19 protein-coding genes are annotated in these 25,420 nt (G+C 62.2%); 12 read left to right on the top strand and 7 right to left on the bottom strand.

The genetic code is table 11. The features are described from left to right. Positions 1-64 precede the first annotated feature (64 nt). The 5 genes from GGQ66_RS13190 to gyrB all read left to right on the top strand — a co-directional run bounded on the left by GGQ66_RS13190 (position 65) and on the right by gyrB (position 5,401). A complete protein-coding gene (locus GGQ66_RS13190; RefSeq protein ID WP_183793189.1) occupies positions 65-760 on the top strand; it encodes a Tim44/TimA family putative adaptor protein in 696 nt (231 codons plus the stop codon). Next, the gene (gene mltA / locus GGQ66_RS13185) at positions 757-1,878 is read left to right on the top strand and encodes a murein transglycosylase A (RefSeq protein WP_183793188.1); all 1,122 of its coding nucleotides are present in this window, start codon (positions 757-759) and stop codon (positions 1,876-1,878) included. Before GGQ66_RS13190 ends, mltA begins: the two co-directional genes overlap by 4 nt. Continuing rightward, entirely contained in the window at positions 1,878-2,456 is a 579-nt protein-coding gene (locus GGQ66_RS13180) for a Smr/MutS family protein (protein WP_183793187.1), read from the top strand. The genes mltA and GGQ66_RS13180 overlap by 1 nt, the downstream gene beginning before the upstream one ends. Beyond that, entirely contained in the window at positions 2,453-2,833 is a 381-nt protein-coding gene (locus tag GGQ66_RS13175) for a helix-turn-helix domain-containing protein (RefSeq protein WP_183793186.1), read from the top strand. Before GGQ66_RS13180 ends, GGQ66_RS13175 begins: the two co-directional genes overlap by 4 nt. 132 nt (positions 2,834-2,965) lie before the next feature. After that, positions 2,966-5,401, top strand: a complete 2,436-nt coding sequence (gene gyrB / locus GGQ66_RS13170; RefSeq protein WP_183793185.1) for a DNA topoisomerase (ATP-hydrolyzing) subunit B — start codon at positions 2,966-2,968, stop codon at positions 5,399-5,401. Between the two features lie 156 nt (positions 5,402-5,557). Here gyrB and GGQ66_RS13165 read toward each other — a convergent pair whose 3' ends face one another. Continuing rightward, complete coding sequence (locus GGQ66_RS13165) at positions 5,558-6,154, bottom strand: nitroreductase family protein (protein WP_183793184.1); 597 nt, start codon at positions 6,152-6,154, stop codon at positions 5,558-5,560. Positions 6,155-6,395: 241 nt separating this feature from the next. On the opposite strand from GGQ66_RS13165, the gene GGQ66_RS13160 reads away from it, so the two are divergent. The 7 genes from GGQ66_RS13160 to GGQ66_RS13130 all read left to right on the top strand — a co-directional run bounded on the left by GGQ66_RS13160 (position 6,396) and on the right by GGQ66_RS13130 (position 13,246). Continuing rightward, a complete protein-coding gene (locus tag GGQ66_RS13160) occupies positions 6,396-7,163 on the top strand; it encodes a M48 family metallopeptidase (protein WP_183793183.1) in 768 nt (255 codons plus the stop codon). A gap of 153 nt (positions 7,164-7,316) precedes the next feature. After that, the gene (locus GGQ66_RS13155) at positions 7,317-7,994 is read left to right on the top strand and encodes a phosphoribosylanthranilate isomerase (RefSeq protein WP_183793182.1); all 678 of its coding nucleotides are present in this window, start codon (positions 7,317-7,319) and stop codon (positions 7,992-7,994) included. Further along, complete coding sequence (gene trpB / locus GGQ66_RS13150; protein WP_183793181.1) at positions 7,991-9,220, top strand: tryptophan synthase subunit beta; 1,230 nt, start codon at positions 7,991-7,993, stop codon at positions 9,218-9,220. The genes GGQ66_RS13155 and trpB overlap by 4 nt, the downstream gene beginning before the upstream one ends. Further along, the gene (trpA, locus tag GGQ66_RS13145) at positions 9,217-10,056 is read left to right on the top strand and encodes a tryptophan synthase subunit alpha (protein ID WP_183793180.1); all 840 of its coding nucleotides are present in this window, start codon (positions 9,217-9,219) and stop codon (positions 10,054-10,056) included. The genes trpB and trpA overlap by 4 nt, the downstream gene beginning before the upstream one ends. Before the next feature lie 50 nt (positions 10,057-10,106). After that, complete coding sequence (gene accD, locus GGQ66_RS13140) at positions 10,107-10,979, top strand: acetyl-CoA carboxylase, carboxyltransferase subunit beta (RefSeq protein ID WP_183793179.1); 873 nt, start codon at positions 10,107-10,109, stop codon at positions 10,977-10,979. A 79-nt stretch (positions 10,980-11,058) separates the two neighbouring features. Further along, a complete protein-coding gene (locus tag GGQ66_RS13135) occupies positions 11,059-12,405 on the top strand; it encodes a bifunctional folylpolyglutamate synthase/dihydrofolate synthase (RefSeq protein ID WP_183793178.1) in 1,347 nt (448 codons plus the stop codon). A gap of 67 nt (positions 12,406-12,472) precedes the next feature. Continuing rightward, on the top strand, positions 12,473-13,246 hold the full coding sequence (locus tag GGQ66_RS13130) for a bestrophin-like domain (RefSeq protein ID WP_183793177.1): 774 nt from the start codon (positions 12,473-12,475) through the stop codon (positions 13,244-13,246). Between the two features lie 53 nt (positions 13,247-13,299). Here the strand turns inward: GGQ66_RS13130 and trxA are convergent, their stop codons facing one another. The 6 genes from trxA to GGQ66_RS13100 form a co-directional block, all read right to left on the bottom strand. Continuing rightward, positions 13,300-13,620 carry a thioredoxin gene (gene trxA / locus GGQ66_RS13125; RefSeq protein WP_183793176.1) on the bottom strand — a complete coding sequence of 107 codons (321 nt, stop codon included), beginning with the start codon at positions 13,618-13,620 and terminating at the stop codon, positions 13,300-13,302. A 74-nt stretch (positions 13,621-13,694) separates the two neighbouring features. After that, on the bottom strand, positions 13,695-17,243 hold the full coding sequence (gene addA, locus GGQ66_RS13120) for a double-strand break repair helicase AddA (protein ID WP_183793175.1): 3,549 nt from the start codon (positions 17,241-17,243) through the stop codon (positions 13,695-13,697). After that, the gene (addB, locus tag GGQ66_RS13115) at positions 17,233-20,430 is read right to left on the bottom strand and encodes a double-strand break repair protein AddB (protein WP_183793174.1); all 3,198 of its coding nucleotides are present in this window, start codon (positions 20,428-20,430) and stop codon (positions 17,233-17,235) included. The genes addA and addB overlap by 11 nt, the downstream gene beginning before the upstream one ends. Then, positions 20,427-21,164 carry a nucleotidyltransferase family protein gene (locus GGQ66_RS13110; protein WP_183793173.1) on the bottom strand — a complete coding sequence of 246 codons (738 nt, stop codon included), beginning with the start codon at positions 21,162-21,164 and terminating at the stop codon, positions 20,427-20,429. Before GGQ66_RS13110 ends, addB begins: the two co-directional genes overlap by 4 nt. Positions 21,165-21,180: 16 nt before the next feature. Continuing rightward, the gene (gene tsaE / locus GGQ66_RS13105; RefSeq protein ID WP_183793172.1) at positions 21,181-22,698 is read right to left on the bottom strand and encodes a tRNA (adenosine(37)-N6)-threonylcarbamoyltransferase complex ATPase subunit type 1 TsaE; all 1,518 of its coding nucleotides are present in this window, start codon (positions 22,696-22,698) and stop codon (positions 21,181-21,183) included. Continuing rightward, a complete protein-coding gene (locus tag GGQ66_RS13100; RefSeq protein WP_183793171.1) occupies positions 22,695-25,286 on the bottom strand; it encodes a PAS domain-containing sensor histidine kinase in 2,592 nt (863 codons plus the stop codon). Before GGQ66_RS13100 ends, tsaE begins: the two co-directional genes overlap by 4 nt. Between the last annotated feature and the right edge of the window lie 134 nt (positions 25,287-25,420).

The raw sequence follows: 25,420 nt of genomic DNA, 5'->3' as shown, positions 1-25,420 counted from the left end.
AATGCCGGGCCGATGCTGATTATATGGGTACAAAGAATGAAATTAACAGCGATTGCGGAATAAGATGGGATCGAACGACTTCATTACCTTGTTTTTCGTTGTGGCGGCGGTGCTGATCTTCATCCAGCTCCGGTCCGTTCTCGGTCGCCGGACCGGAAACGAAAAGCCGCCGTTCGATCCTTTCAGCGCGAGGGACGAGGCCAAAGCCCCGACGGAAGACGGCAAGGTCGTGACAATTCCACGCCGCAACGGTCAGGATGGCGAAGACAGCTTCAGTGCGATCGACGCCTATGCTCCGGTTGGCGGCGATCTCAACGAGCAGCTTCGCACGGTGCTTCGCGCTGACCAGACCTTCGAGCCGAAGGAATTCCTGAATGGCGCCCGCATGGCCTACGAGATGATCGTCGTCGCCTTTGCCGATGGCGATCGCAAGGCGCTGAAAGGACTTCTCTCCAAGGACGTGTTCGACGGTTTCAATGTGGCGATCACCGAGCGCGAAAAAGCCGGCGAGACCATGAAGTCCACCTTTGTCGGTATCGAGAAGGCAGAGATCGTTCAGGCCTCGGTGAAGGACAGCGAAGTCCAGATCACCGTTCGCATTTTGAGCCAGCTCATTTCCGCTACCTTCGACAAGGACGGCAAGATTATTGACGGCGACGCGGAGAACGTCTCCGATGTCAACGACCTCTGGACGTTCGCGCGTGACAGTCGTTCGCGCGATCCGAACTGGAAACTGATCGCGACCGAATCCGAACAATGAGCGCCTCGCCCGGACCCTTTCACCTGGAAGCTCTTTCTTTCTCCGGGCTGGAGGGCTGGGCGGAGGATGACCCTTCGCCGCTCTTCCCGGCGTTGAAGGATGTGCTGGACCATCTTCAAAACGCCAAGCCTTACCGAACCGGTTCTCTTGGCGTTACGGCGGCAGACTTGCTGCCGCTATTGGGCGCGGCCACTGAAGCCGCACCGCGGAGTGCGGCAGAGGCGCGCGCGTTCTTCGAGACCCATTGTCAGCCCTTCCGCATCGTTCCCCATGCCGCCGCCCGTGGTTTCGTCACCGGTTTTTATGAGCCGGAGGTCGAGGTTTCCGCTACGCCGGATGCAGCCTGGCGCTACCCCTTCTATCGTCGCCCCGACGATCTCGTGGATGTCGATGACGATAATCGCCCGGCGGAAATGGACGCGGACTATCGCTTCGGCCTGAAAAAGCCGGACGGCTCCATCGGCTTTTATGCGGATCGCGGTGAGATTGATCGGGGTGCGCTTGAAGGACGCGGCCTCGAAATCGCCTGGGCGAAATCGAAGGTGGATGTGTTCTTTGCACATGTACAGGGGGCGGCCCGTCTGGTCTATCCCGATGGAAGCGTCCGGCGTATCACTTATTCCGCCAAGGCCGGACACCCCTTTTCAGGGATCGGTCGCTATCTGGTCGATCACGGTGAACTGGACCTTGCGACCATTTCCATGCAGACGATCCGGGCTTGGCTCGCCGAGCATCCTGACCGGGTGGACGAGATCCTCTGGCAGAACCGGTCCTACATCTTCTTCCGCGAGGCGGAGGTCGAAGGTTTGGCGAAGGGACCGATTGCCGCCGCCAAGGTGCCGCTGATTGCCGGCCGGTCGCTGGCGGTGGACCGGTTGATCCACACCTTCGGCTGCCCCTTCTTTGTTTCCTCTCAAACCTTGACGCATCTTGATAAAGGGCAGCCGTTCCGGCGGCTCGTTCTGGCGCTCGATACCGGAACAGCCATCGTTGGGCCGGCGCGGGGCGATATCTTTACCGGCTCCGGCTTTGAAGCCGGTAACCAGGCCGGAACCATCCGCAACGCAGCGGATTTCGTCATCCTCATCCCGAATGGTGCAGCGGAAAGGTTCCGCTGATGGCACGCAAGGGCAAACGCGACCTCGACACGGATGAACGGGTCCTCTGGGGCAAGATTGCCAGAACCGTGCGCCCCTTGGCAGGACGCATGGAAGACCTTTTGAAGTTCGAGGAAAGCTATCTTGAGCCCGCGCCGGTTGAACCGGAGCCTCCGACAATAAAGAAAGTCGGACAAGGATCGGCTGAATCGCTGGTGAATCCGGATAAGGACGGAAAGAATCCGGCGAAGCATTGCCATTATCCGCTGGAAAAGCCGGTCAAGCGCAAGCTGTCGCGTGGCGCACTGGCGCTTGAGGCGCGGATCGATCTGCACGGCATGTTCCAGAGCGAAGCCCATACCGTTTTGCTCGATTTCATCATCCGGGCGCACGAACGCGGCTTGCGGCATGTTCTCGTCATCACCGGCAAGGGCTCGTCCATGGGCAGCGAAGGCGCCTTGAAGCGGGCGGTGCCGCTGTGGTTTTCCAAGCCCGAGTTCCGCTTCTTTATCTCGTCCTATGAGCCGGCGGCGCGCAACCATGGCGGCGAGGGAGCCTTTTATGTGCGTCTGTCACGGCAACGCGGGGACAGGTCATGACCACACCCTTCGGTGAAACGATAAGGCGCCTGCGGGAAGAACGCGGCGTGACGCAAAAGCAGATGGCTGAGGCCATTGGTGTATCCGCGGCCTATCTTTCGGCGCTCGAACATGGCCGGCGTGGAACGCCAAGCTTCAATTTTCTCCAGCGCGTCGCCGGTTATTTCAATGTCATCTGGGATGAGGCCGAGGAACTGTTCAGCATTGCATCCGCATCCGATCCGCGGGTGACGCTCGATACGGCCGGTTTGCCGGCTCCCTACACCGCGCTGGCCAACCGCCTGGCCCGCGATTTTCGCGAGCTTTCGCCGGAGATCGTGGAGGAGATCGCCGCCGTGCTGGAAAAGGCGGAGGCAAAGCGCTACAAGGGCGTTTAATCCCCTGTTTTATGCCGCTTCCGGGGTCATGCGTTTGGACCTTGCGGTAAAAAACCTGTAGTTAATTCCTAGCGGAATTGCCGGTGATTCGTTTCACCGTGCGCGATTTTGAAAACACTGGAAAGATCATCGATGAGCGACACACCCGTGACTGACAACGGCGCGAGTGCCGAATATGGTGCCGATTCCATCAAGGTCCTGAAGGGCCTTGACGCCGTACGCAAGCGGCCGGGCATGTATATCGGCGACACCGACGACGGTTCGGGCCTCCACCACATGGTTTACGAAGTCGTGGACAACGCGATTGACGAGGCGCTTGCCGGCCATGCCGATATCGTGACCGTGACGTTGAATGCCGATGGCTCCGTCACCGTAACGGACAACGGTCGCGGCATTCCCACGGACATTCACTCGTCCGAAGGGGTTTCGGCTGCCGAAGTCATCATGACCCAGCTTCATGCCGGCGGTAAGTTCGACCAGAACTCCTACAAGGTGTCTGGCGGTCTTCACGGCGTGGGTGTCTCGGTCGTGAATGCGCTGTCGATCTGGTTGAAGCTCAAGATCCGTCGTTCCGGCAAGGTTCACGAGATGAAGTTCACCCACGGTGTCGCCGATGCGCCGCTGGCAGTGACCGGCGAGTATGAAGGTCGTTCCGGTACGGAAGTGACCTTCCAGCCGAGCCCGGAAACCTTCACCCATATCGAGTTCGATTATGCCACGCTGGAGCACCGGTTGCGCGAACTGGCCTTCCTGAACTCCGGTGTCCGTATTCTGTTGACAGACAAGCGCCGGTCGGAAGTGCGTCAGGACGAATTGCTTTACGAGGGTGGTCTGGAGGCTTTCGTTCGCTATCTCGACCGTGCGAAGAAGCCGCTGGTCGACGCACCCGTGGCGATCATCGGCGAGAAGGATGGCATCACCGTTGAAGTCGCCATGTGGTGGAACGACAGCTACCATGAAAACGTGTTGTGCTTTACCAACAACATTCCCCAGCGCGATGGCGGCACGCATATGGCCGGCTTCCGCGGGGCGCTGACTCGTCAGATCACCTCCTATGCCGACACCTCCGGTATCATCAAGAAGGAGAAGGTTTCGCTGACCGGCGACGATTGCCGCGAAGGCCTGACCGCTGTCCTCTCCGTCAAGGTTCCGGACCCGAAGTTCTCCTCGCAGACCAAGGACAAGCTTGTCTCGTCGGAAGTGCGACCCGTTGTCGAGAACCTCGTTAACGAGGCGCTGTCCAACTGGCTTGAAGAACACCCGACCGAAGCCAAGATTCTCGTCGGCAAGGTTGTCGAAGCTGCCGTTGCCCGCGAAGCGGCCCGCAAGGCCCGCGAGCTGACACGCCGCAAGGGTGCGCTCGACATCGCATCGCTGCCCGGCAAGCTGGCCGATTGTTCCGAACGCGATCCGGCCAAATCCGAACTCTTCCTCGTCGAGGGTGACTCGGCAGGTGGCTCGGCCAAGCAGGGCCGTTCGCGGGAACGCCAGGCCATCCTGCCGTTGCGCGGCAAGATCCTGAACGTGGAGCGCGCCCGCTTCGACAAGATGCTGTCGAGCCAGGAAATCGGCACGCTGATCACCGCACTCGGTACCTCCATCGGCAAGGACGAGTTCAACGCTGACAAGCTGCGTTACCACAAGATCATCATCATGACCGATGCTGACGTGGACGGCGCGCATATCCGCACCCTCCTGCTCACCTTCTTCTTCCGGCAGATGCCGTCGCTCATCGAACGCGGCCATCTCTATATCGCGCAGCCGCCGCTCTATAAGGTGACGCGTGGCAAGTCGATCCAGTATCTCAAGGATGAAAAGGCGCTGGAAGAATATCTGATCGCGCAAGGCACGGAAGATACGCGTCTGGAACTCGGCAGCGGCGAAGTGCGCGCCGGTGCCGATCTGCGCGAGATCATTCATGACGCTTTGCGTCTGCGTGCGTTGATTGATGGTCTCCATTCCCGTTACAGCCGCTCGATTGTCGAGCAGGCCGCCATCTCCGGTGCTCTCGACCCCGAACTGACCACACGTCAGGATGATGCCGAGCGGATTGCCGGTGAAGTCGCGACCCGTCTGGACCTGATTTCGGAAGAAACCGAGCGCGGCTGGACCGGCAGCGTGACGAAGGAGGGCGGCCTGCGTTTTGAGCGCACAGTGCGCGGTGTTCGCGAAGTTGCGACGCTCGACATGGCGCTGATCGGATCCGCCGACGCCCGCTACATCGACCAGCTCACGCCGCGTCTCAAGGAAATTTACGCCAAGCCGCCGATCCTTGCCCGCAAGGATGGCACGACCGAAATCTCGGGTCCGCGCGCGCTTCTGGACGCGATCTTCGCGGCTGGCCGCAAGGGTCTTTCCATGCAGCGCTACAAGGGTCTCGGTGAAATGAACGCTGAACAGCTCTGGGAAACGACGCTTGATCCAAACGTCCGCTCGCTGCTTCAGGTCAAGGTGGCCGATGCCGTCGATGCCGATGGCCTCTTTTCCCGCCTCATGGGTGATGAAGTGGAACCGCGCCGCGAGTTCATTCAGGACAACGCTCTCTCGGTGGCGAACCTCGACATCTGACTCCGGCTATCGATCCGACAAAGAAAAAGTCCCGGTGGAAAACCTCCTCCGGGACTTTTCATTTTGTGTTTCACGTGAATCGCGCTTCCCGCTTGCCTTGGATTTCACAGATTCACGTGAAACACTTTGTTAAGCATGACGGAAGGGCGTTGTGTTTCAGCCTTTGAAGCTGCCCTCAAAGGCGATTTCGGCCAGCGGTTTGCGCGGGCTCGGCACTTCGCGGGCGGCGAGCCCTTCCGGAAGAATGGACTTGTCACCGCGCTTCCCAACGACGAAGGCAAGTTCCGCGCGGTAGCCTTCCGGAACGTCCAGCGTCTCGTGAACCTTGTCGAGGTGGATACCCGTGGCGCCGTGGGCGGAATAGCCGAGCAGCGTAGCCTGCAATGCGGCGCTTCCCCAGGCAGCGCCGGCGTCCAGCGTGTGGCTGTAGGAGGGAACCTCTTCGGCTGCACCCGGCGGCAAAAGGTGAGTTTTCGACAGAACAATCACAATGGCGCCGGCATTCTTCGCCCAGCTCTGGTTGAAGTCGTTCAGAAGGCCAAGCAGCTTGTCGAAGGCCGGGGTGCCCTTGACGCCGTAGACGAAACGCCACGGCTGGGAATTGAAAGCGGACGGCGCCCAGCGGGCGGCGTCGAGAATGGTCAGAAGATCCTTCTCTGGCACACTCTCGCCGGTAAAGGCGCGCGGCGACCAGCGGTTCAGGAACAGAGGATCGACCGGATACTCGGCCTGGCGGGGGTTGGTGTCAGTCATGGTGCTCATCTCTGGGGCTGAAAGGGGAGGGCATTCGACACGACGGGCTTGGGAGGCGATCACCATCGCGCGGTGTCCTGTAAACGGGACGACCCGCTAAACATAAGCTGCTTCATCGTAACGGCAAGAGCATGCGAGTCGAATGCAGCGTTTGCAAAGTGAACGCGCATCGCGAAAATTGTCACGGCGGCGGATGACTTTTGCTTGACGGTCTCCGGCACGAATCAGCTATCCATGCCCGATGTTCGGATTTCTGAAGCAGAAGAGGCCGGCCGGCCGCGCGAAAGACGCGCCAAAGGGCCGCACCGTGGAGGTGCTTGGCCGGGCGCTACCACTGACCATCCGCGAAAACCGGCGCGCCACGCGCATCACGCTACGCATCGAACCGGGCGGCAAGGCGCTGAAGATGACCGTGCCGCCGGGGCTTCGTCACCACGAAATCGATGCCTTTCTTGATCGGCATGGCGCTTGGTTGGATGAACGGATTGGTCGCATGGAAACACGCGACACGGCTTGCGTTGCCGACGGTGGTTCCATACCCCTGCGCGGTGTTCCCCACCGCATTGAACACACCGGAAAGCTGCGCGGTGTCACCGAAAGCGTGGTGATCGATGGTGAGCCCGTACTGCGGGTTAGCGGCATGCCGGAGCATCTCGGTCGCCGGGTTGTCGATTTTCTGAAGAAGGAGGCGCGCCGCGATCTGGAATCGCGCGTTGCGCTGCATGCGGCCCGTGTTGGCCGCCGGATCGCGTCCATGACACTGAAGGATACGCGCAGCCGCTGGGGCTCCTGTTCGCACGCGGGCGCCCTCAGCTTCTCCTGGCGCATCGTCATGGCACCACCGGAAATCATAGACTATCTCGCCGCCCATGAGTGCGCGCATCTGAAGGAGATGAACCACGGCCCGAACTTCTGGGCGCTGTGCGAAAGGCTTTGCCCGCAGACACCGAGCGCCAGGGCCTGGCTCAAGGAAAATGGCAACGCCCTCCATGCCGTCGATTTCGGCTGAAATACGGGCAAATTTTTCGTATGCGGGCAATTGCGCAGCAAAAATCGAGCATCTGTCCGGCTGAGGATCGGATGCCCGGTGAAAGCATGGTCAGGGCGGAAAAGCGTGCGATTTCACTCGACTCAATCGATTTTTCATGTCACTTCGGCTGCCATGAAACCGGACGTCAAGATTTGCGGATTGAAGTCGGAAGAGGCAGTCGATCGGGCCGTGGCCCGGGGTGCGACCCATATCGGCTTCATCTTCTTCCCCAAGAGCCCCCGTAACATCGAGCCAGCCGCCGCAGGTGAACTGGCGGATCGCGTGCGTGGCCACGCGAAAATCGTTGCTGTAACGGTCGATGCGGATACGGACGACCTCGATGAAATTGTCGATCAGGTAAAGCCGGATTACCTCCAGCTTCACGGTAACGAAAGCCCGGAGCGGCTTTTGACGCTCAAGGCGCTTTACGGCCTGCCGATCATAAAAGCCTTCTCGGTGCGCGAGGCGAGTGATCTGGAGCGCATTGAACCTTATATAGGGATTGCCGATCGCTTCCTGTTTGACGCCAAGCCGCCGAAAGGCTCGGACCTGCCCGGTGGCAACGGCGTTTCCTTCGACTGGACCATCCTCCAGTCGCTTGACGCTGATGTGAATTACATGCTTTCCGGTGGCCTCAACGCGGAGAATGTCGGCGAGGCGCTGGCGCTCACCAGGGCGCGGGCCATCGATGTTTCCTCCGGTGTGGAAAGCGCGCCGGGGATCAAGGATGTCGGCCTGATCGACGCATTTTTCGATGCAGTCGAAAAAGCCGGCGCCAGCAACCGTTCTCAACGGAGTGATGAGACGTGAACAAGACGCCTGAACCCAATTCTTTCCGCGCCGGTCCGGACGAAGACGGACGCTTCGGTATCTATGGTGGCCGCTTCGTGGCGGAAACCCTGATGCCGCTGATTCTGGACCTGCAGGAAGAGTGGCGAAAGGCCAAGGACGATCCGGCCTTCAAGGCGGAGCTTGCCCATCTGGGCTGCCATTACACCGGTCGTCCCAGCCCGCTCTATTTCGCCGAACGCCTGACCGAACATCTCGGTGGCGCGAAGATCTACTTCAAGCGCGAGGAGCTGAACCACACCGGTTCGCACAAGATCAACAACTGTCTCGGCCAGATCCTGCTGGCAAAGCGCATGGGCAAGACCCGCATCATCGCCGAAACCGGTGCCGGCCAGCATGGCGTGGCATCGGCCACGGTTGCGGCCCGCTTCGGTCTGCCCTGTGTGGTCTATATGGGGGCAACCGATGTCGAGCGGCAGGCGCCGAATGTGTTCCGCATGAAGCTGCTCGGCGCGGAAGTGCGCCCGGTGACGGCCGGTCATGGCACGCTGAAGGACGCCATGAACGAGGCAATGCGCGATTGGGTGACCAATGTCGAGGATACCTACTACCTCATTGGCACCGCTGCGGGTCCGCATCCCTATCCGGAAATGGTGCGCGATTTCCAGGCCGTGATCGGCGAGGAAGCCAAGGCGCAGATGCTGGAAGCCGAAGGCAGGCTGCCGGATATGGTGGTGGCTGCCGTCGGCGGCGGTTCGAACGCCATCGGCATTTTCCATCCGTTCCTTGACGACAAGGACGTGAAGATCGTCGGCGTCGAAGCTGGCGGACGTGGCCTTGATGGTCAGGAACATTGTGCCTCGATCACTGCGGGAAGCCCCGGTGTTCTTCATGGCAACCGCACTTATCTGCTGCAGGATGGTGACGGCCAGATCTTCGAGGGTCACTCGATTTCCGCTGGTCTCGATTATCCCGGCATTGGCCCGGAACATGCATGGCTGAACGATACCGGCCGCGCTGAATATGTGCCGATCATGGACCACGAGGCTCTGGAAGCCTTCCAGCTTCTGACGCGCCTCGAGGGCATCATTCCGGCGCTTGAGCCCAGCCACGCGATTGCTGAGGTCATCAAGCGCGCGCCGAAGATGGGCAAGGACGAAATCATTCTGATGAACCTCTCCGGTCGTGGCGATAAGGACATCTTCACGGTCGGCAGGCTTCTTGGTTTGGGAGTGAACGAACAATGACCGCTCGCATGGAAAAGCGCTTCGCGGCGCTCAAGGCCGAAGGCCGTCCGGCGCTCGTCACCTATTTCATGGGCGGCGATCCGGATTACGAAACCTCGCTCGCCATCATGAAGGCATTGCCGGAAGCCGGTTCGGATGTGATCGAGCTTGGCATGCCCTTCTCCGATCCGATGGCCGATGGCCCGGCCATCCAGATGGCCGGTCACCGGGCGCTGATCGGCGGACAGACCTTGAAAAAGACCCTCAAGCTCGCCGCCGATTTCCGCCAGACCGACAAGGACACACCGATCGTGCTGATGGGGTATTACAATCCCATCTATATCTACGGTGTCGAAACCTTCCTCGATGACGCCAATGCCGCCGGTATCGACGGGCTGATCGTTGTTGACCTGCCGCCGGAAATGGATGACGAACTCTGCATTCCGGCGCTCAGGAAGGGTATCAGCCTCATTCGCCTGGCCACGCCGACGACGAATGACAAGCGTCTGCCGAAGGTGCTCACCAACACCTCCGGTTTCGTCTATTATGTCTCGATGAACGGCATTACCGGTTCGGCCCTGCCGGATCCGTCTCTGATCGGCGCCGCCGTGGCGCGCATCAAAGCCCACACGGATCTGCCGGTCTGTGTCGGTTTCGGTGTGAAGACGGCCGAACATGCCCGCGCCATCGGCGCGGCGGCTGATGGTGTCGTGGTTGGCACGGCCATCGTCAACCGCATCGCCGGCAGCCTGTCGGAAGACGGCAAGGCGACTGGCAAGACGGTGGAAGCCGCGACCTCGCTGGTGCGCGAACTGGCCGGTGGCGTGCGCGCCGCGCGTCCGGTGGCTGCCGAGTAACAACAAGAAATCGCCTGCCCGCGCAGGTCCATCAACGGGAGTGATGCGCTTTGAACTGGATTACCAATTACGTCCGCCCGAAGATCAATTCCATGCTCGGTCGTCCGAGCACCGTTCCGGAGAACCTCTGGATCAAATGCCCGGAAACGGGCGAGATGGTCTTCCACAAGGATCTCGAAGAAAACAAGTGGGTCATTCCATCCTCCGGCTATCACATGAAGATGCCGGCCAAGGCCCGTCTCGCCGACCTCTTCGACGGCGGCCAGTACGAAGCCTTCCAGCAGCCGAAGGTCGCGACCGATCCACTGAAGTTCCGCGATTCCAAGAAGTATGTGGATCGCCTCAAGGATAGCCGCACCAAAACCGAGCAGGACGATACCATCGTTGCCGGTCTCGGCACCGTGCAAGGCGTCAAGCTCGTGGCCGTCGTGCATGAATTCGCCTTCATGGGCGGTTCGCTTGGCATGGCCGCAGGTGAGGCCATCGTGAAGGCTTTCGAACGCGCGCTGTCGGAAAAGTGCCCGCTCGTGCTCTTCCCGGCTTCGGGTGGCGCCCGCATGCAGGAAGGCATTCTGTCGCTGATGCAGATGCCACGCACCACGGTGATGGTCGATCTTCTCAAGGAAGCTGGCCTCCCCTACATCGTCGTGCTGACCAACCCGACCACGGGCGGCGTCACGGCCTCCTACGCCATGCTGGGCGATCTGCACATTGCGGAGCCGGGTGCGGAAATCTGCTTCGCCGGCAAACGTGTGATCGAGCAGACGATCCGCGAAAAGCTGCCGCCGGGCTTCCAGACCTCGGAATACCTGCTGGAGCACGGCATGGTGGACATGGTGGTTGATCGCCGCGATATGGCCGATACGCTGGCCAGGGTTCTCACCATCCTGATGAAGCAGCCGGAGCCGAAGGCCGCTGCCTGATCGGGCACAGGAAATGAATGCGGGAAAGCGGGAAGGGCTCACTCGGGCCGCCCGCTTTCCGTCTGTTTGAAAGCCGACGATGACCCATCTTTCGACCAGCCGGGCGGAACAGGAAATCGAGCGCCTCACGGCGCTTCACCCCAAGCGTCAGGACCTGTCGCTGGAGCGGATCAAGGCATTGCTCGACAAGCTCGGAAATCCCGAGCGCAGATTGCCGCCGGTCATCCACATTGCCGGCACCAACGGCAAAGGCTCGGCCTCGGCCTTTTCCCGCGCGCTGCTCGAAGCCGCCGGTTACGCCGTTCACGTCCACACTTCACCACACCTCGTCAACTGGCACGAGCGCTATCGCCTCGGCGTGAAAGGCGAGCGCGGACGCTATGTCGAGGATGACGTTCTGGTCGAGGTTCTCCGGCGGATCGAAAAGGCCAATGATGGCCATCCCATCGCACTGTTCGAAATCCTCACGGCGGCGACCTTCGTGCTCTTTGCCGAACATCCGGCCGATGCCGTCGTTCTGGAAGTGGGGCTCGGAGGTCGCTATGACGCCACCAATGTCATCGAAAACCCGGCCGTATCCGTCATCATGCCGATCTCAATGGATCATCAGGCCTTTCTCGGCGATCGCGTCGAACTGATTGCCGCGGAAAAGGCCGGTATCCTCAAGCGCGGCCGCCCGGCGGTGATCGGCTTTCAGGAATTCGATGCGGCGCTCGACGTGCTCGTTTCAACGGCAGAACGTCTGCGCTGCCCGCTCTGGACCTATGGCGAGGATTATTCCGCTCATGAGGAATATGGCCGGATGGTCTATCAGGACGAGACGGGGCTGGCCGATCTGCCACTGCCGGCGCTGCCGGGCCGCCACCAGCTTGCCAATGCCGCCGCCGCCATCCGTGCCGTGCGGGCCGCCGGTTTTCTGCTCAGCGAAGAGGTGATCGAGCGCGCCATGCTTTCGGTGGAGTGGCCGGGGCGCATGCAGCGTATCACCGAAGGCAAGCTTCTTGCCCATGCGCCGAAGGGTGCGGAAATCTGGATCGATGGCGGGCATAATCCGGGTGCTGCGGAAGTCATGGCCGAGGCGTTGGCGGAGCTGGAGGAGCGTCACCCCCGGCCGCTCTATCTCGTCACGGGCATGATCAATACCAAGGATTCGCTGAACTATTTCCGGCCCTTCGAGGGACTGGCGGAACGGGTCTTTGCGGTGCCGATCCGCGGTACCGAGGCGATGACGGACCCCGTGGTTCTGGCGAGTTCCGCCTATGATGCCGGTCTCGTCGGCCAACCCATGGGCAGTCTCATCGAGGCGCTGGAAGAGATCCGCAGGATCGCCTCCGATCCCGACAAGCGCCCGCCGCGCATCCTGATCTGCGGTTCGCTTTATCTCGCCGGTAATGCGCTTGCCGATAACGGCACCCCGCCGGTCTGAAAAGCCGCATTGACAGGGAGCGTCATGGGCGGGAAGACCGTGAAAGGGCATTCGCGGGGGCGTTTCGATGCAAGGTTTCGACTGGGCGGCATATGATCACTTCGGGCTGGCGGCCATTGTTCTGGCTGGCACGCTTGTGGCTTCGTGGGCGTTGTCCGCCTTCATCTTCAGCGAGAAGAACCGCGCTTTTCTCCATTCGATCAAGGGCGTGGCGCCGCCCTTCATCAACATCATCGGCACGCTGTTCGCGCTGACCCTTGCCTTCCTCGCCAACGACACCTGGAGCGCCCATGACCGCGCCACCAATGCAGTCTACCGGGAGGCGGACAGCCTGAAAGCGATCCTGTCGCTGACGCTGGAACTGCCGGAGCCCGAACGTACTGCGGTACACCGCGCTGTTGAGGACTACGCCCGTTCGGCGGTTGAGGCGGAATGGCCGCTGCTTTCACATCGGCAGGCCGATCCGGGGACGGCTGCGAGGCTCGACAATCTGCTGATCCTCGTGTCGAAAAAGGAGGTGGGCGAACAGTTGGGGCTTGCCGTCCACACCCGTGTCCATGTGCAGGTGGGAGAAGTACGCGATAGCCGTGACCAGCGCATTGCTCTGTCGCAGACCCACGTCAATCCGCTGAAATGGCTCGGCATGGCCTTTCTCGGCCTCGTGACCATGCTCTCGGTCGCCGCCGTCCATGTCGAACAGCCGCGTGCGGCGCTTGTCGCCATTCTTCTGTTTGCCGCCGCCGCTGCTCCCACCGCAGCCATCGTGCTGGTGCAGGGCAATCCCTTCCAGCAGCCGACCACGGTTTCGCCGGCCCCGATCGTAGCGGTCTATGCAAAATAAAAAGAGCGCCGACGGTTGCCCGCGGCGCTCTCGTTCAATTCGATCGTCGGCAATCAGGCGGCAGACGAAATCCAGGCGGAAAGGGCGGTCTTCGGCTTGGCGCCTACGGAGATGTCCACGACCTCACCAGCCTTGAAGATGGCAAGCGTCGGGATGGAGCGCACGCCGAACTGAGCAGCCAGTTCGGGGTTCTCATCGATGTTCAGCTTGGCGATCTTCACCTTGCCGGCGAGTTCCTTGGAGATTTCCTCCAGGCTCGGGCCGATCATCTTGCACGGGCCGCACCACTCGGCCCAGAAATCCACGACCACGGGTTCATTGGATTCCAGAACTTCGGCTTTGAAGTTGGCATTGTTGACAGCAACGGTGGCCATAGGCCTCTCCTTCGGATGATCTTGAGATAGAGATTATGTGATGTGCCCAAAGCGGATTTTCAACACTTCGTATCTCACTTTGCCGCGAGGGCGGCAAGGGCCTGTTGCAGAACCGGTTCCGGCAAGCGAATGACCGTTCCCGTCTGCGTGTAGACGAGCAGGCATTCGATGCGGCGGCCGGGATAAAGCGGCCGCAGAACCTCGGCATAAATGGCAAGCTGCGCCCGATGCGCGAAGGAAACGCCAGCGATATCGCGGGGCGGGGTGAGATTGGTCTTGAAGTCGGCGATGCACACACATTCGCCATCGTCGCCGATCCGGTCGATGCGACCGGACACCGCGAAATCGCGGCCCTCAAGCCGGATCGTGCCCATGATCGCCGTTTCGGCGCGTGCGGAAGACCTGAACAGGCCGGCCAGTTCCGGATTGCCGAGAATGCCAAGCACGGAGGCAATCAGTGCGTCACACTCGCTCTCCGGCCAGAAGGGGGCTGCCCGCGATACGTAACGCCGGGCGGCGGCGGCCCGTTCGGACGGCGGGAAGTCCGGCAGAATCTGCAACATGCGATGCGCCAGCTTGCCGCGCTGCAGGAAAAGCCCGCCACGCTTTTTCTGCGCACCGAAAAGCGGCGAGGTGACCATCGCATCATCCGCGCCGTCATCGACCATCGCCCCGGCCCCGGAAGGGCTCAACGGACGCGGCAGACTGCGCTGCGCTGGCAACGGACGGAAGAGTTCGGGCGGCAGGCCGGTGTCGCGGGTCTCGGCTGCTTCGGAGCGCTCTTCCGTCGCAAAGGATTTCGCCCCCGGTGCGCGCCAGCAAAGCCCGCTCCATTGCGAACCGTCCGGCAGGGAAAAGGTCTTTTCTTCACAACGCTCGCCGTCGGCGGCGAGCGCCGAGCGCACCATGGCATGCCAGACATCGCTGTTTTCCCGCGTGCCGGAATAGCCGCAGAGAATCAGCCGGTCGGCGGCACGCGTCATGCCGACATAGAGCAGGCGGCGGTATTCCTCTTCCGTAAGCTTCTTCGCCCGTTCGGTATCGGCCCCGACAATGCCGTTTGAAACGGAACTGTTCGGTACCCAGGCGGGAAGAGCCGGTTCGTCCTCGCCGCGCTCGATCAGCCGGAATTTCGGCAGATGGGAATGGGAGAATGCTTTCGAGCCGCCATCGACCAGAAACACCACCGGTGCCTCCAGCCCCTTGGAGGCATGAACCGTCATGATCCGGACTTCGTTGCGGCCCTTGTCCTGCTCGCGCTTGACGACCGGGGCTTCCGCTTCCAGCGTGGCGAGGAAGGCGGCGAGACCGGGCAGGCCGGCCTGCTCGTGGTCGAGGGCAAATGTCAGGAACTCATCGAGAATATCGCTGACTTCGCTGCCGAGCCGGGCAAGGAATTTCCGCCGCCCGCCACCCGCACCCAGAAGCCGGGCATAGAAATCATGGACGCTGAGGCTCCGCGCCATCCCGGAAAGCCGTGTCAGCAGGCCAACCGCTGCTTCCAGCCGTTCGTCGCCGGCCTCGGCTTGCGCCGCCAGCCGCGTCCACAGTGTTTCGCCGTCTTCGCGCCGCGCCGCCAGTTCGAACAGATCGTCCTCGCCAAGGTCGAGGAACGGGCTTTTCAGCACTGCCGCCAAAGAAAGGTCGTCACGCTCGCTGACAAGAAAGCGGCCGAGCGCCATCAGGTCCTGCACGGCGATATGGCCGGTCAGCGTCAGCCGGTCGGCCCCGGCCACGGGAATGTTGTTGAGGTTCTTCAGCGCCCGTGTCAGCGCATTGACGAAACTGTCGCGCTTGCGCACCAGAACGAGAATGTCCCCGGGCTCGATGAAGCGCGCCTTGCCTTTTTCCACCACGGTCTCGCGGCCGATCATTTCGCGGATAGTGAGGGCGATGCGGCGGGCGAGAACCGCCGGCGGCTGGCTTTCCGGCGTCGAATCGTAGGGGGCGACCCAATCCTCATCGTCCTCGCGTTTTTCGGCGCGGATCGCGTCCCACAGATCGACCGCGCCGGGATGGCCGGTGCGGTTGGAGGCATGGACGACCGCATCGCCGCTGGCGCTCAGGCCCTGGGCATTGGTTTCGACAGCAAAGACCGCATCCACGGCCGACAGCACATCCGGCGTAGAACGGAACGACAGGGGCAGGCTGATGGAGGAAAAGGCGAGCCCGCCGGCCATCACCCGCTTTTCGGTGGCCTGCCGCTCGGCGGAAAAGCGCTCGGGCCGCGCGCCCTGGAAGGAATAGATCGACTGCTTTTCATCGCCCACCGCAAAGATGGTGCGCAAGGCCGGGCCGCGCGCGCTTTCGCCGGAAAAGAAATCCTCCGCCAGCGACTGGATCACCGTCCATTGCACCGGGCTCGTATCCTGCGCCTCGTCCACCAGAATATGGTCGATGCCCTGATCGAGCTTGTAGTGAACCCAGGGGCCAATGTCCTGCCGGGTCAGAAGCGTCGCGGTGCGGGCAATCAGGTCTTCGAAATCGAGCTGGCTGCGGCGCTTCTTCAGTTCCTCGTAATCGGCCAGCAGCCGGGCCGCCAGCGTCAGTGCCGCCTTGGTCGCTTCCAGCATGGAGAAGAGCTTCAGCCGGTCGCGGATGGCCATCACATGCGCCGCCGCTTCCGTTACCGCTTCGTCCAGGCTTGGATCGATCTTGCGCATGGCGGCGGCAACCAGTGTTTTCGGCGATTTAGCTTCGCCCTTGGCGGTCAGCAACGCACCTTCCAGTCGGGCAAGCCGCAGGGTCGGATCGGCTTCGGCAATCGCCGCCTTCAACTCGGCGGCAATGCCCTTCACGGTGTCGCTGCCCTTGGAGTCGGCAAGCTCCAGATAGGTCGTCAGCATCGGGCCTGAGAGGCCCGGCAACGGCCAGAGCAATTTGGTTACGCTTTCCTCCGTCTCAAGTGGATCGATGCCGTAACCATCCCGCAAGGCGGGCTCGATGCCGCCATTCAGTGTGGCGTGGGTGATGAAGCGGGAAAGCGCCTGCCGCCTGGCCACGATGTCGGAAAGCAGCGTTTCAAGCCCGGTTTCATCGGCCAGCGATAACACCAGCGCGAAGGCTTCCGCCAGATCGTCGTCCCCCTCGCTCGTGGTCGCCGTCAGCAGCGAGCGGCGCGCATCGGACAGAAGGGCCGCAGCAGCGCGGTCGTCCAGAACAGAAAAATGCCCGGCCACATTTGCTTCCAGCGGAAACTGGTGCAGCAGCGCCTCGCAGAAGGCATGAATGGTCTGGATTTTTAGTCCACCCGGCGTTTCCAGAGCGCGGGCGAACAGACGCCGCGCTTCCGCCAGCTTGAGGGCGTCGGGCATGGCGCCCTCGATAGTTTCGATGCGCTTGGTCAGTTCCGTCTCGTCCAGAACCGCCCATTCGGCCAGCCGGGCGAAGACGCGGTTCGACATTTCGGAGGCCGCCGCCTTGGTATAGGTCAGGCAGAGAATGGCCGAGGGCCGGCAGCCGGAAAGCAACAGGCGGATCACCCGCTGCGTCAGCACATGCGTCTTGCCCGAACCGGCATTGGCCGACACCCAGGCAGAGCGCGCGGGGTCGGAGGCAAGGCTTTGGCGCTCGGTGGTGCGGTTCAGCCATTCCTTGGGGTCGTGGACCGCTTCATTCGGCATTGTCGCCGTCCTCCTCGCTTTCGGCGGTCGACCATTCCGCCACGCGGGCAAGGTGATCGTATTCGCCGCCGTAATCGAACTGCTTGAACGGCACCAGCCGCGAGGTGAAGCCGCGTTCGCCCTTCTGAAGTACGGCGACGAAGCGGCTGAACTGTTCCAGCGCCTCCTGTCCGAGACTGGCGGCTGACTTGCCGTCCTTCGCGCCTTCGTTGTTGACGGTCTCGTGCCTGAAGCGGTTGCCGGGACGCAGCCGAACGTAAAGCAGTTCGCCCGCTTTCTGCGGGGCCAGGCCCCTGAAGCCTCCGCCTTCAAGCGCTGCGGCCTCCAGAGGCAATTGCGGCTCCAGCAGGGTTCGCGCCTGCTTGGTCGAAGGGCTGGAACCGGTCTTGTAATCGATGATCGCAGCCGTTCCGTCCTTCAGGAAATCAATACGGTCGGCGCTGCCGGTCAGCGCGATGCCAAGCGGCTCGATCGCCATATTGGCGCGAACTTCCGTTTCGCTGCGCGCGATGTCGCCCTGTCGTTTCGCTTCCCAGTCGAGGAAGGCAGACGCGACCTCACGGAAGCGCGGACGCCAGACGGCATCGATATGCGGCGGCAGGCTTTCCGCCAGAAAGGCCTCGTCCACGATCCGCTCCATCGCCGCGCGTGCCGCCGGTGTACCGGCCTTGTGGCCTTCCTTCACGAAGCGGTCGAGAACGGCGTGGTAGAGTGTGCCGCGCTGGGCGACACCCGGATCGCTGTTGAAGGGATCGAGCGGATCGAGTTTCAGCACGCGCCGCGCATAGACGGAATAGGGGTCGCGCCGCAGCCGCCCGACCTCGGAGAAGGAATAGCGCTTCGGCTGAACGTCTGCCGGCGGCGTGGGCGAGGGGCGCCCGGCCGATTTCTGGTTCTCGCCCCGGTCGATGGCGGCGGCGTAATCGCGATAGCGTTCGCCCCGCGCGCGGAGTGTTTTCGCGAAGGTCTCACCGCCGAGCGCCAGCAGCCTTTGCAGGAAGCGGGAGGCAACGGTGGGGGCGGAACCCTGCCGAAGCGCGCGGGAATAGATGAGGTCGGCAACGCCGTTCGCCATCTCAAAATCGTGTGCAAGCTGGCCGATGCGCCGCTCCGGCGGCTCAAGCCCCATCTCGCTTTTCATGCTGCGGGAGATGAACGGGTTGGAGGAAGCCTGATCCGGCCACGAGCCTTCGTTCAACCCGCCGAGGATCATCGTGTCGACATCCTGAAGGCGGGCCTCCAGCGTGCCGAAGATGAAGACGCGCGGATGGCTCATGGCGCGGGGCTTCACCGCCTCGCTCGCCATCAGCGCCGCGGTAATGTCGATCCATTGCGGCCCGTCGGCCTCAACGCCGCCGTCATTGTCCATGATCGCGCCGAGCAGGCCGGTCAGCTTTTCACCGGCTTCGCCGGACCAGAGGGCTGCGAGATCGCCCTTTTCATCGATGGCGACGGCTTCCAGTGCCCGCCCGGTCTTTTCCGCCCATTCGGCAAGCGGCAGGTTCGGCGTGAAGCCGCCACCGGACCGGCGGCTGAGGAACACGCTGGACAGTGGTTCGACTGCTGCTGCGATGCGTCGGGCAAGGTCCGCGGCTTCTTTCAGCAGGGGGTCGGTCGAGGTCGGACGCCAGTGGGGTGCATGGCCCCGGTCTTCGGCCTGTTTGAAAGCTGGCAACCGGGCTGTCAGCAGGGGTTCGAGCTGGCTGATGTCGGTTTCGCCTACCCCGCCGCGCAGCGCGGTCAGTTCCAGCGCTTCCGCCACCGTCCGGTAATGCTCCTTCTCCAGACCGAAACGGGCCAGCGGATGGCCGAGCAGCGCCGCAATCGCCACGGGGTCGCCGGGGCGCAGCGTGGCTTCCAGCAGAAGCGTCATCAGCGTACCTTGATGCGTGGCGGCCAGCGGCGTACCGGCGGAATCGTCGGCCTCGATACCGAAGCGCGCGAGTTCGGCGCTGACACGCCGCGCCAGATTGCGATCCGGCGTAATTAACGCCGCGCGCGAGACATCACCGTTGAGCCCCGGCTTTTCCAGTGCGAGTCGCAACGCGATGGCAATCGCCAGCGCTTCCTCGCGTTCGTTCGCTGCCTCGATGAGGGAGACACCGGCAAAGGCCGTTTCCAGCACAGCATCCGGCAGGGATTTGCGCCATGCAATCCAGCCGTCGGTAGCCTGCGAGGGCCCGAGCGCCCGCGAGAGAATGGTCGCGCGGGCCTCAAGGGCCTCCGGTGCCGTTGCCAGGGGTAACACGTCATCGCGCGTCACGCCCAGCTTTTCGAGAAGCTTGTAAAGCCCGTATTGCGGATGGCTGCGCCGCGCCGCATCCGAAACGGGCGCGGAAAAGGTCGAAGCGCCGATTTCCTGCCAGTGGTCCTCCGGCATCACGGTGTCGAGGCCCGGCAGGACGACGGTACCATTGGGCATTTTCGCGACGGTGGCGATGAGCCGCGCTGCCGCCGGTACCGAACCGGTGGAGCCCGCGACGATCACGGGACCGCCCCCGGTCAGGCCTGCGAGCCGTCGCGCCTCGGCGTCGAGCAGCGTCGTCGCGTGGCGGGAAGGGGACGAGCGCCTCAGTTCGCCAAGCCGCGCCGGCCACCATTCGGCAGCGATCTTCAGGAATTCCAGTGTCAGCTTCCACCAGTCCGCATAGTTCTCGACCTTGAGATGGTCGAGATCGGCCCAGTCTCGCTCCTCGGTTTCAATGGCGTCGATCAGTTCGGCGAGATCGCGAGCGAGCCAGATAGCGTCCGCCGGGCTTGCCGGCGCAATCAGCGGCGAGCCGGAATGCAGCGCCCGGATCGCTTCCGGCAGGCGGTTGCGCCACGCCAGAATGAGTCGCGACAGTTCCAGAAGACGTCCCGGACCGGACAGTGGTTCGGCGAGATCGATGAGTGCCGGGGCCGCCTCGTCGAAGAAGCCCGATTCCTCCTCCGTTTCACCGAGTGGTCGGATAACCGGCAGAATGGCGGAGCGCCCGCCGAGCAGATCGACGAATTCCGAGCGCAGCGATCGCGCCGCGCGCCGCGTCGGCACGAAGATCGTCACTCCCGCCAGCGACAGCGGATCGGTGGGGTCATAGGTGAAATCAGGCGTCAGCGTTCCATCACATAATGTCTTTGCCACCGTCGCGAGAAAGGGCGTGCCGGCGGCGATGGTATAGACGCGCGGGCGAAAGCCGCCGCTCACGCTGCCGTCTCCGCAGCAAGGGCGGCCAGTTTCGCTTCCGCTTCGCCAATGGCTTCCGGCGTGCCAGCCGTCAGCCAGTCGCCGTTCAGCATCAGACCGTAAAGTCGTCCGCCTTCGATGGCGCGGTCGAAGATGCGGTTCAGGCTGAACGGCCCATCCGGCGTATTGTTCAGCAGGCCGGTGGTCAGGGCAATCGCGCCGGCATAGACGACCGGGTTTTCCATGCCGTCGCGGTAGCGCGTCAGGCGCCCATCCGGCGAAAGACTGAAATCCTTCTTGCCGTTATGGCCGGTGGTACGCTCCAGCGGCACGCACAACAGCGCCATATCCATGGTTTGCGGATCGAAGAATTGCCCGAGCCGCGTCAGGCTGGAGGCGTGGACATTCGGCGCATCGACCCAGAACAGGTCGGAATTCATAATGAAAACCGGGCCGGGCTCAAGCAGGTGAAAGCCCTTCTTCGCGCCGCCGCCGGAATCGAGCAACTGGTCCCGTTCATCGGAAATCAGGATTTCAGGGTGGTGACGCGCCTTCAGATGCGCTTCCATCTGGTCGGCGAGGTAATGGACATTGACGACCGCGCGTGTCACGCCGCCTTCTTCCAGAAGGTCGAGCGCGTAATCCACCATGGCCTTGCCGGCAATTTTCACCAGTGGCTTCGGGATCGTGTCGGTGATCGGGCGCATGCGGGTGCCAAGCCCCGCCGCCAGCACCATGGCTTGCCTGATGGTCATGTCCGCCTTGCCGGTTCTATGATTCGACGGTGCCTATTCCAGCCCGTGCGCACCATTCGCGCAAGGGGGCAAGGGCCTCATGTTCGAACGCCACCTGAAGATGCCACAGCGTGCGCGGCATGTGCTTCATGTAACCGTCCTTGCCGTCGCGCTTCCACAGCCGCACCCACAGTCCGTTGAGCTTCGAGGCGCGCTGCGCCGCCATGATCGCCCAGGCCTTGCGGAAATTCGCTTCGTCGAAACCGCCCTGCACATGGCGAAGCGTCACGTAATCGGCCATCATCACATCGACGAGATCGCGCTCGATGGTCACGCGCGCATCCTGCACGATGGAGACGAGATCATAGGCGGTTGGCCCGATCATCGCGTCCTGAAAGTCGATGAGACCCACGCGGTCAATGCCTTGGGCTTCCGGTCGCCAGATGATGTTGGGCGAATGGAAATCGCGTAGCACCAGATTGGTCTCGGCATTGGCGAGTTCGGCAATCAGCCCATCCCAGATGGCGAGATAATCGGCGCGCTCCTCGTCGGTTGCGCCCTTGCCGTCACGCTTCCATGGCAGATGCCAGTCGAGCGTCAGCTCGGCCTCCATCTTCATTACCCCCGCGTCATAGTCGGGAATGCGATGAACGTGGCTGTCGGTGACGCGGATTTCGCGCGGAAACTGCATGGAATGCAGATGCGCGAGGCAGGCGACGCTTTCGCGGTAGCGCTCGGGGATCGGCTTGCCCTGCCCATCCAGAACACCCTCGGTGCCGAGATCTTCGATCAGAAGAAGACCGGCCTCGTAATCGCTGCCGTAGATTTCAGGCGCGGCCAATCCCTGCGCTTTCAGCGTGCGGGCGATGGCCACGAAGGGATAGACGTCTTCGGCCAGATGCGCGATCTGTGAGTAGGGCTTTCCGTCGCGGATCGGCGGGCCGTCCGGCTGGCGCGGCGCATCCATCAGGATCAGACGCGGCTTGTCCGCTTCGATGATATATTCATAGGCCCGCGTCGAGGCGTCGCCGGTCAGGTGGCGGCGCGCGGCCCCGGCATGGTCATGGCTATCGAGAAAGGCACGGATGAGACGATTGCGGGCGATGCGCCCGGCCTGCGGTTCGCTGGCAATGATGGTCGCGCGACGGCCTTCACCGTCCTGTTCCAGTCTCAGACGGATAGCGTTTTTTGGCAGCGCGTTGCCTGCCATTTCCGGCCATTCGATCAGTGCCACGCCATGGTCCAGTGCCTCGTCCAGCCCGAGTTCATCGAGTTCCGAGGGGTCTGCGATGCGGTAGAGGTCGAAATGGGCGACGGGCAGGCGCAGGTCGTAGCTCTGCACCAGCGTGAAGGTGGGGCTTGGCGCTTCCAGATAGGGATCGTTCGCCATGGCGCGCAGGAAGGCGCGCGCCATTGTCGACTTACCCGCGCCGAGATCGCCTGACAGCGCCAGACAATCGCCCGGTTTCAGCGCCAGCGCCAGATCCTCGCCGAGCCGGATCGTATCGGCCTCGCCCGCAAGCGTCAGCGTGAAGGTTTGCACGGCTTCTGTCATTCTGCGGCAGCGCTTCTGGTGTCCGGTTCGGCTGCATTGGGAATGCGGCAATGGACGATGGTGCCCTTGCCGGGCGCGCTGTCGATGGAGACAGTGCCGCCATGCAGGCTGACGAAGCTTTCGACAATGGAAAGACCAAGCCCCGCACCGCTGCGCTTGCCGCCACCGGTGCCGGCATTGAAGCGATTGAATACGGCCTTGATCATGTCCTCTGGAATGCCCGGACCCTTGTCGGCCACCGAGAAGGTGAAATCTTGACCTTCGCGCTGGCAGGTCAGCGAGATGACCGAGCCTTCCGGAGCGAAATTTGCCGCATTGCTCAGAAGCTTGAGCAGAATCTGCTTCAGGCGCTGCGGATCGGCAACCATGGAGCCGAGATGCGCCGGCGCCACGATTTCCAGCGTCACGCCCGCCTCCTGAAGCCGGTCGGCGATCTGCATCGCCACATCGTCCAGCAGATCGTCCAGATCGGTGTCCTGATAGTTGAGATACATGATGCCGGCATCGACGGTCGCGAGATCGAGAATGTCGTTCACGATGGTCAGAAGCAGGGCGGAAGAGGTCGAGATATGGTCGACATATTCCGACTGGCGCTCGTTGAGCGGGCCAACCACCTGCGATTTCAGCAGGTCGGTGAAGCCGATGATATTGGTCAGCGGCGAACGCAGCTCATAGGAAACATGCTGGACGAAATCGTTCTTCAGCTCGTCGGCTTTGGTCAGCGCCTCGTTCTTTTCCTTGAGCGCCCGTTCCGCACGCACATTGTCGGTCATGTCGACGAAGGTCAGCATGGTCTGGGCATTCGGTAGCGGAATGACGGCGTAGTCGAGCACGAGGCCGGAATAAAGCTCCAGCGTGCCATCCAGCGAAGGACGCTCGTCGTCGAAGCTGGTGATCATCTGACCGAAGCGACGCCAGCCGTCCGGCTTGTCGTAGGATGGCGCGCACGCCGTTTCGATGGCGCGGATATGGGTCTCGGGCTTGGCCTGTTCGGCGGTCACGCCCCAAAGTGCCCGGAAAGCGGGGTTCGACAGGCGGATGCGTCCGTCCGGCCCGAACACGGCAACGCCTTCGGACAGATGGTCGATGGTTTCGCCCTGAACACGCAGCAGCGTGTTGTAGCGGGTTTCCAGATCGACCTGCTCGGTCAGGTTCTCGAACACCCAGGTTGCACCGCCCTGCGGATGCGCGGTGGCGATGACGCGGAGCGTCTGACCGTTCGGCAGGTGCCAGAGATCGGTCTTCGTATCGAGCGCCTGGTAGACGGAAAGGGCGTTTTCCTTCCAGCTCTTCCAGTTGAGTTGTTCCGGCAGCTTGCCGGCGCTGCGCAGGCGCTCGAACAGTTCGTTATTGTCCGGTGCCGATTCCAGGAACGCCATGTCGAGTTCCCAGAGCTGCAGGAAGGCCTGATTGTAGAATTGCAGGCGGCGTTCGCCATCGAAGATCGCGACAGGGGTCGCCAGATGATCGAGCGTTTCGGCGTGGGCCCGCAAGGTGCGCTTCAACTCCTCGCGCACGGCCTCGACGGACGAAACGTCCACCGCAATACCGGCCGATCCCGTGGCGTTTTTCACATCCACCACGTCATAGAAGGTGCGGTTGCCGCGCACGACGGTCGAAACCGTGCCCTGGAAGGGCGATTCCGGCGTGGCACTGGCGCGGATCTTCTCGCGGCTCACCGTGGTCAGGATCTCGCGGTTTTCGCGCACGGCAGTCTGCGGTGTATCCGCCTCGACGGCCTCTCCATAGGCGTGGTTGACCCACAGCAGCTTGCCATCCGAACCGCGCTGCCAGACCGGCTGCTCGATGGAATCGAGAAGGTCCTGGAAAATGGAAATGGAAGTCTGCAGCCGGTCGCGCTCGATCTTGAGTTCGGCAAGCTCGGCGCGCAGGTTGTTGAGAGCGATGAAGCGTACGAAGGCGCGGCCACCGGAAACCCGGCCCTGCACTTCCAGTACCTCGTCGCGCTGTGTTTCGATCACCATGTCGAAGCTGCGGGCATCGGTGCGCAGCGTCTCGATCGCCTTTTCCAGATCGCCCGCAAAGCTCGCCTTCAGCCAGCGCCCGAAGGCGAGAAAATCACTGTTGCTGGATGGAGCACCGGTTTCAGCCGGCAGAGCGCCGAGAATTTCCGGCTTCGAATTCGCGCCGTCCCAGATGACGATGCGCCTGTTCTTGTCGGCGATCAGCGCTTCGTAACGCGAAATGCGATGCTGAGCGTCAGAGAGCGCCGAGCGGATTTCACGCGCTTCCGTTTCCATGTTGCCGCGCTGGCGAATGAACCAGACGGTGGAAAGAAGCGTTGCCGAAAGCACGCCGAGAACCAGCGAGAAGGTTGCCATTTCCGCCGAGGAAAACAGCCGAGCCGCAATCGGCTCCGCCTGCTGCGCCTGTGCCGAAGCCGCAAAGCCTGACAGCGCTGTGCCCGAAAGGAAGGCCGTGATCGTTGGCACCCGTCGCTGGACGACAGGCTTGCCGAAGACCTTTTTCAGAATTGTGCCGATACCGTTTCCGGTCTTGGCGCGACGGTCCTCATTACCGTCGTTGGCGGCCGCGCCCGAGAGCTGGCCTTTTGTATGAACCGTCATATCCGGTCTGTCTCCGTCCCTTGTGCCGCATTTCGACAAGACATCCCATTTTCGCGCAGAACTCCGCCAAGAATGCGCGAATCAAGTCTCAAAAAGATACTTCTTTAGGGAATCCACGGGAAGGGAGTGGGGCA

Source organism: Allorhizobium borbori, from assembly GCF_014196535.1.
Taxonomy (GTDB): domain Bacteria; phylum Pseudomonadota; class Alphaproteobacteria; order Rhizobiales; family Rhizobiaceae; genus Ectorhizobium; species Ectorhizobium borbori.
Note: the sequence above shows the minus strand (reverse complement) of the source record. Positions and strands in the feature narration are given on the sequence as shown.

What these genes read in the sequence shown, in the direction of transcription:
- trxA (WP_183793176.1), bottom strand. Translation starts at nt 13,620, where the DNA reads ATGGCCACCGTTGCTGTCAACAATGCCAACTTCAAAGCCGAAGTTCTG.
- GGQ66_RS13175 (WP_183793186.1), top strand. Translation starts at nt 2,453, where the DNA reads ATGACCACACCCTTCGGTGAAACGATAAGGCGCCTGCGGGAAGAACGC.
- tsaE (WP_183793172.1), bottom strand. Translation starts at nt 22,698, where the DNA reads ATGACAGAAGCCGTGCAAACCTTCACGCTGACGCTTGCGGGCGAGGCC.
- GGQ66_RS13100 (WP_183793171.1), bottom strand. Translation starts at nt 25,286, where the DNA reads ATGACGGTTCATACAAAAGGCCAGCTCTCGGGCGCGGCCGCCAACGAC.
- GGQ66_RS13180 (WP_183793187.1), top strand. Translation starts at nt 1,878, where the DNA reads ATGGCACGCAAGGGCAAACGCGACCTCGACACGGATGAACGGGTCCTC.
- gyrB (WP_183793185.1), top strand. Translation starts at nt 2,966, where the DNA reads ATGAGCGACACACCCGTGACTGACAACGGCGCGAGTGCCGAATATGGT.
- GGQ66_RS13135 (WP_183793178.1), top strand. Translation starts at nt 11,059, where the DNA reads ATGACCCATCTTTCGACCAGCCGGGCGGAACAGGAAATCGAGCGCCTC.
- GGQ66_RS13130 (WP_183793177.1), top strand. Translation starts at nt 12,473, where the DNA reads ATGCAAGGTTTCGACTGGGCGGCATATGATCACTTCGGGCTGGCGGCC.
- GGQ66_RS13160 (WP_183793183.1), top strand. Translation starts at nt 6,396, where the DNA reads ATGTTCGGATTTCTGAAGCAGAAGAGGCCGGCCGGCCGCGCGAAAGAC.
- mltA (WP_183793188.1), top strand. Translation starts at nt 757, where the DNA reads ATGAGCGCCTCGCCCGGACCCTTTCACCTGGAAGCTCTTTCTTTCTCC.
- trpA (WP_183793180.1), top strand. Translation starts at nt 9,217, where the DNA reads ATGACCGCTCGCATGGAAAAGCGCTTCGCGGCGCTCAAGGCCGAAGGC.
- GGQ66_RS13165 (WP_183793184.1), bottom strand. Translation starts at nt 6,154, where the DNA reads ATGACTGACACCAACCCCCGCCAGGCCGAGTATCCGGTCGATCCTCTG.
- GGQ66_RS13155 (WP_183793182.1), top strand. Translation starts at nt 7,317, where the DNA reads ATGAAACCGGACGTCAAGATTTGCGGATTGAAGTCGGAAGAGGCAGTC.
- GGQ66_RS13110 (WP_183793173.1), bottom strand. Translation starts at nt 21,164, where the DNA reads ATGACCATCAGGCAAGCCATGGTGCTGGCGGCGGGGCTTGGCACCCGC.
- GGQ66_RS13190 (WP_183793189.1), top strand. Translation starts at nt 65, where the DNA reads ATGGGATCGAACGACTTCATTACCTTGTTTTTCGTTGTGGCGGCGGTG.
- addA (WP_183793175.1), bottom strand. Translation starts at nt 17,243, where the DNA reads ATGCCGAATGAAGCGGTCCACGACCCCAAGGAATGGCTGAACCGCACC.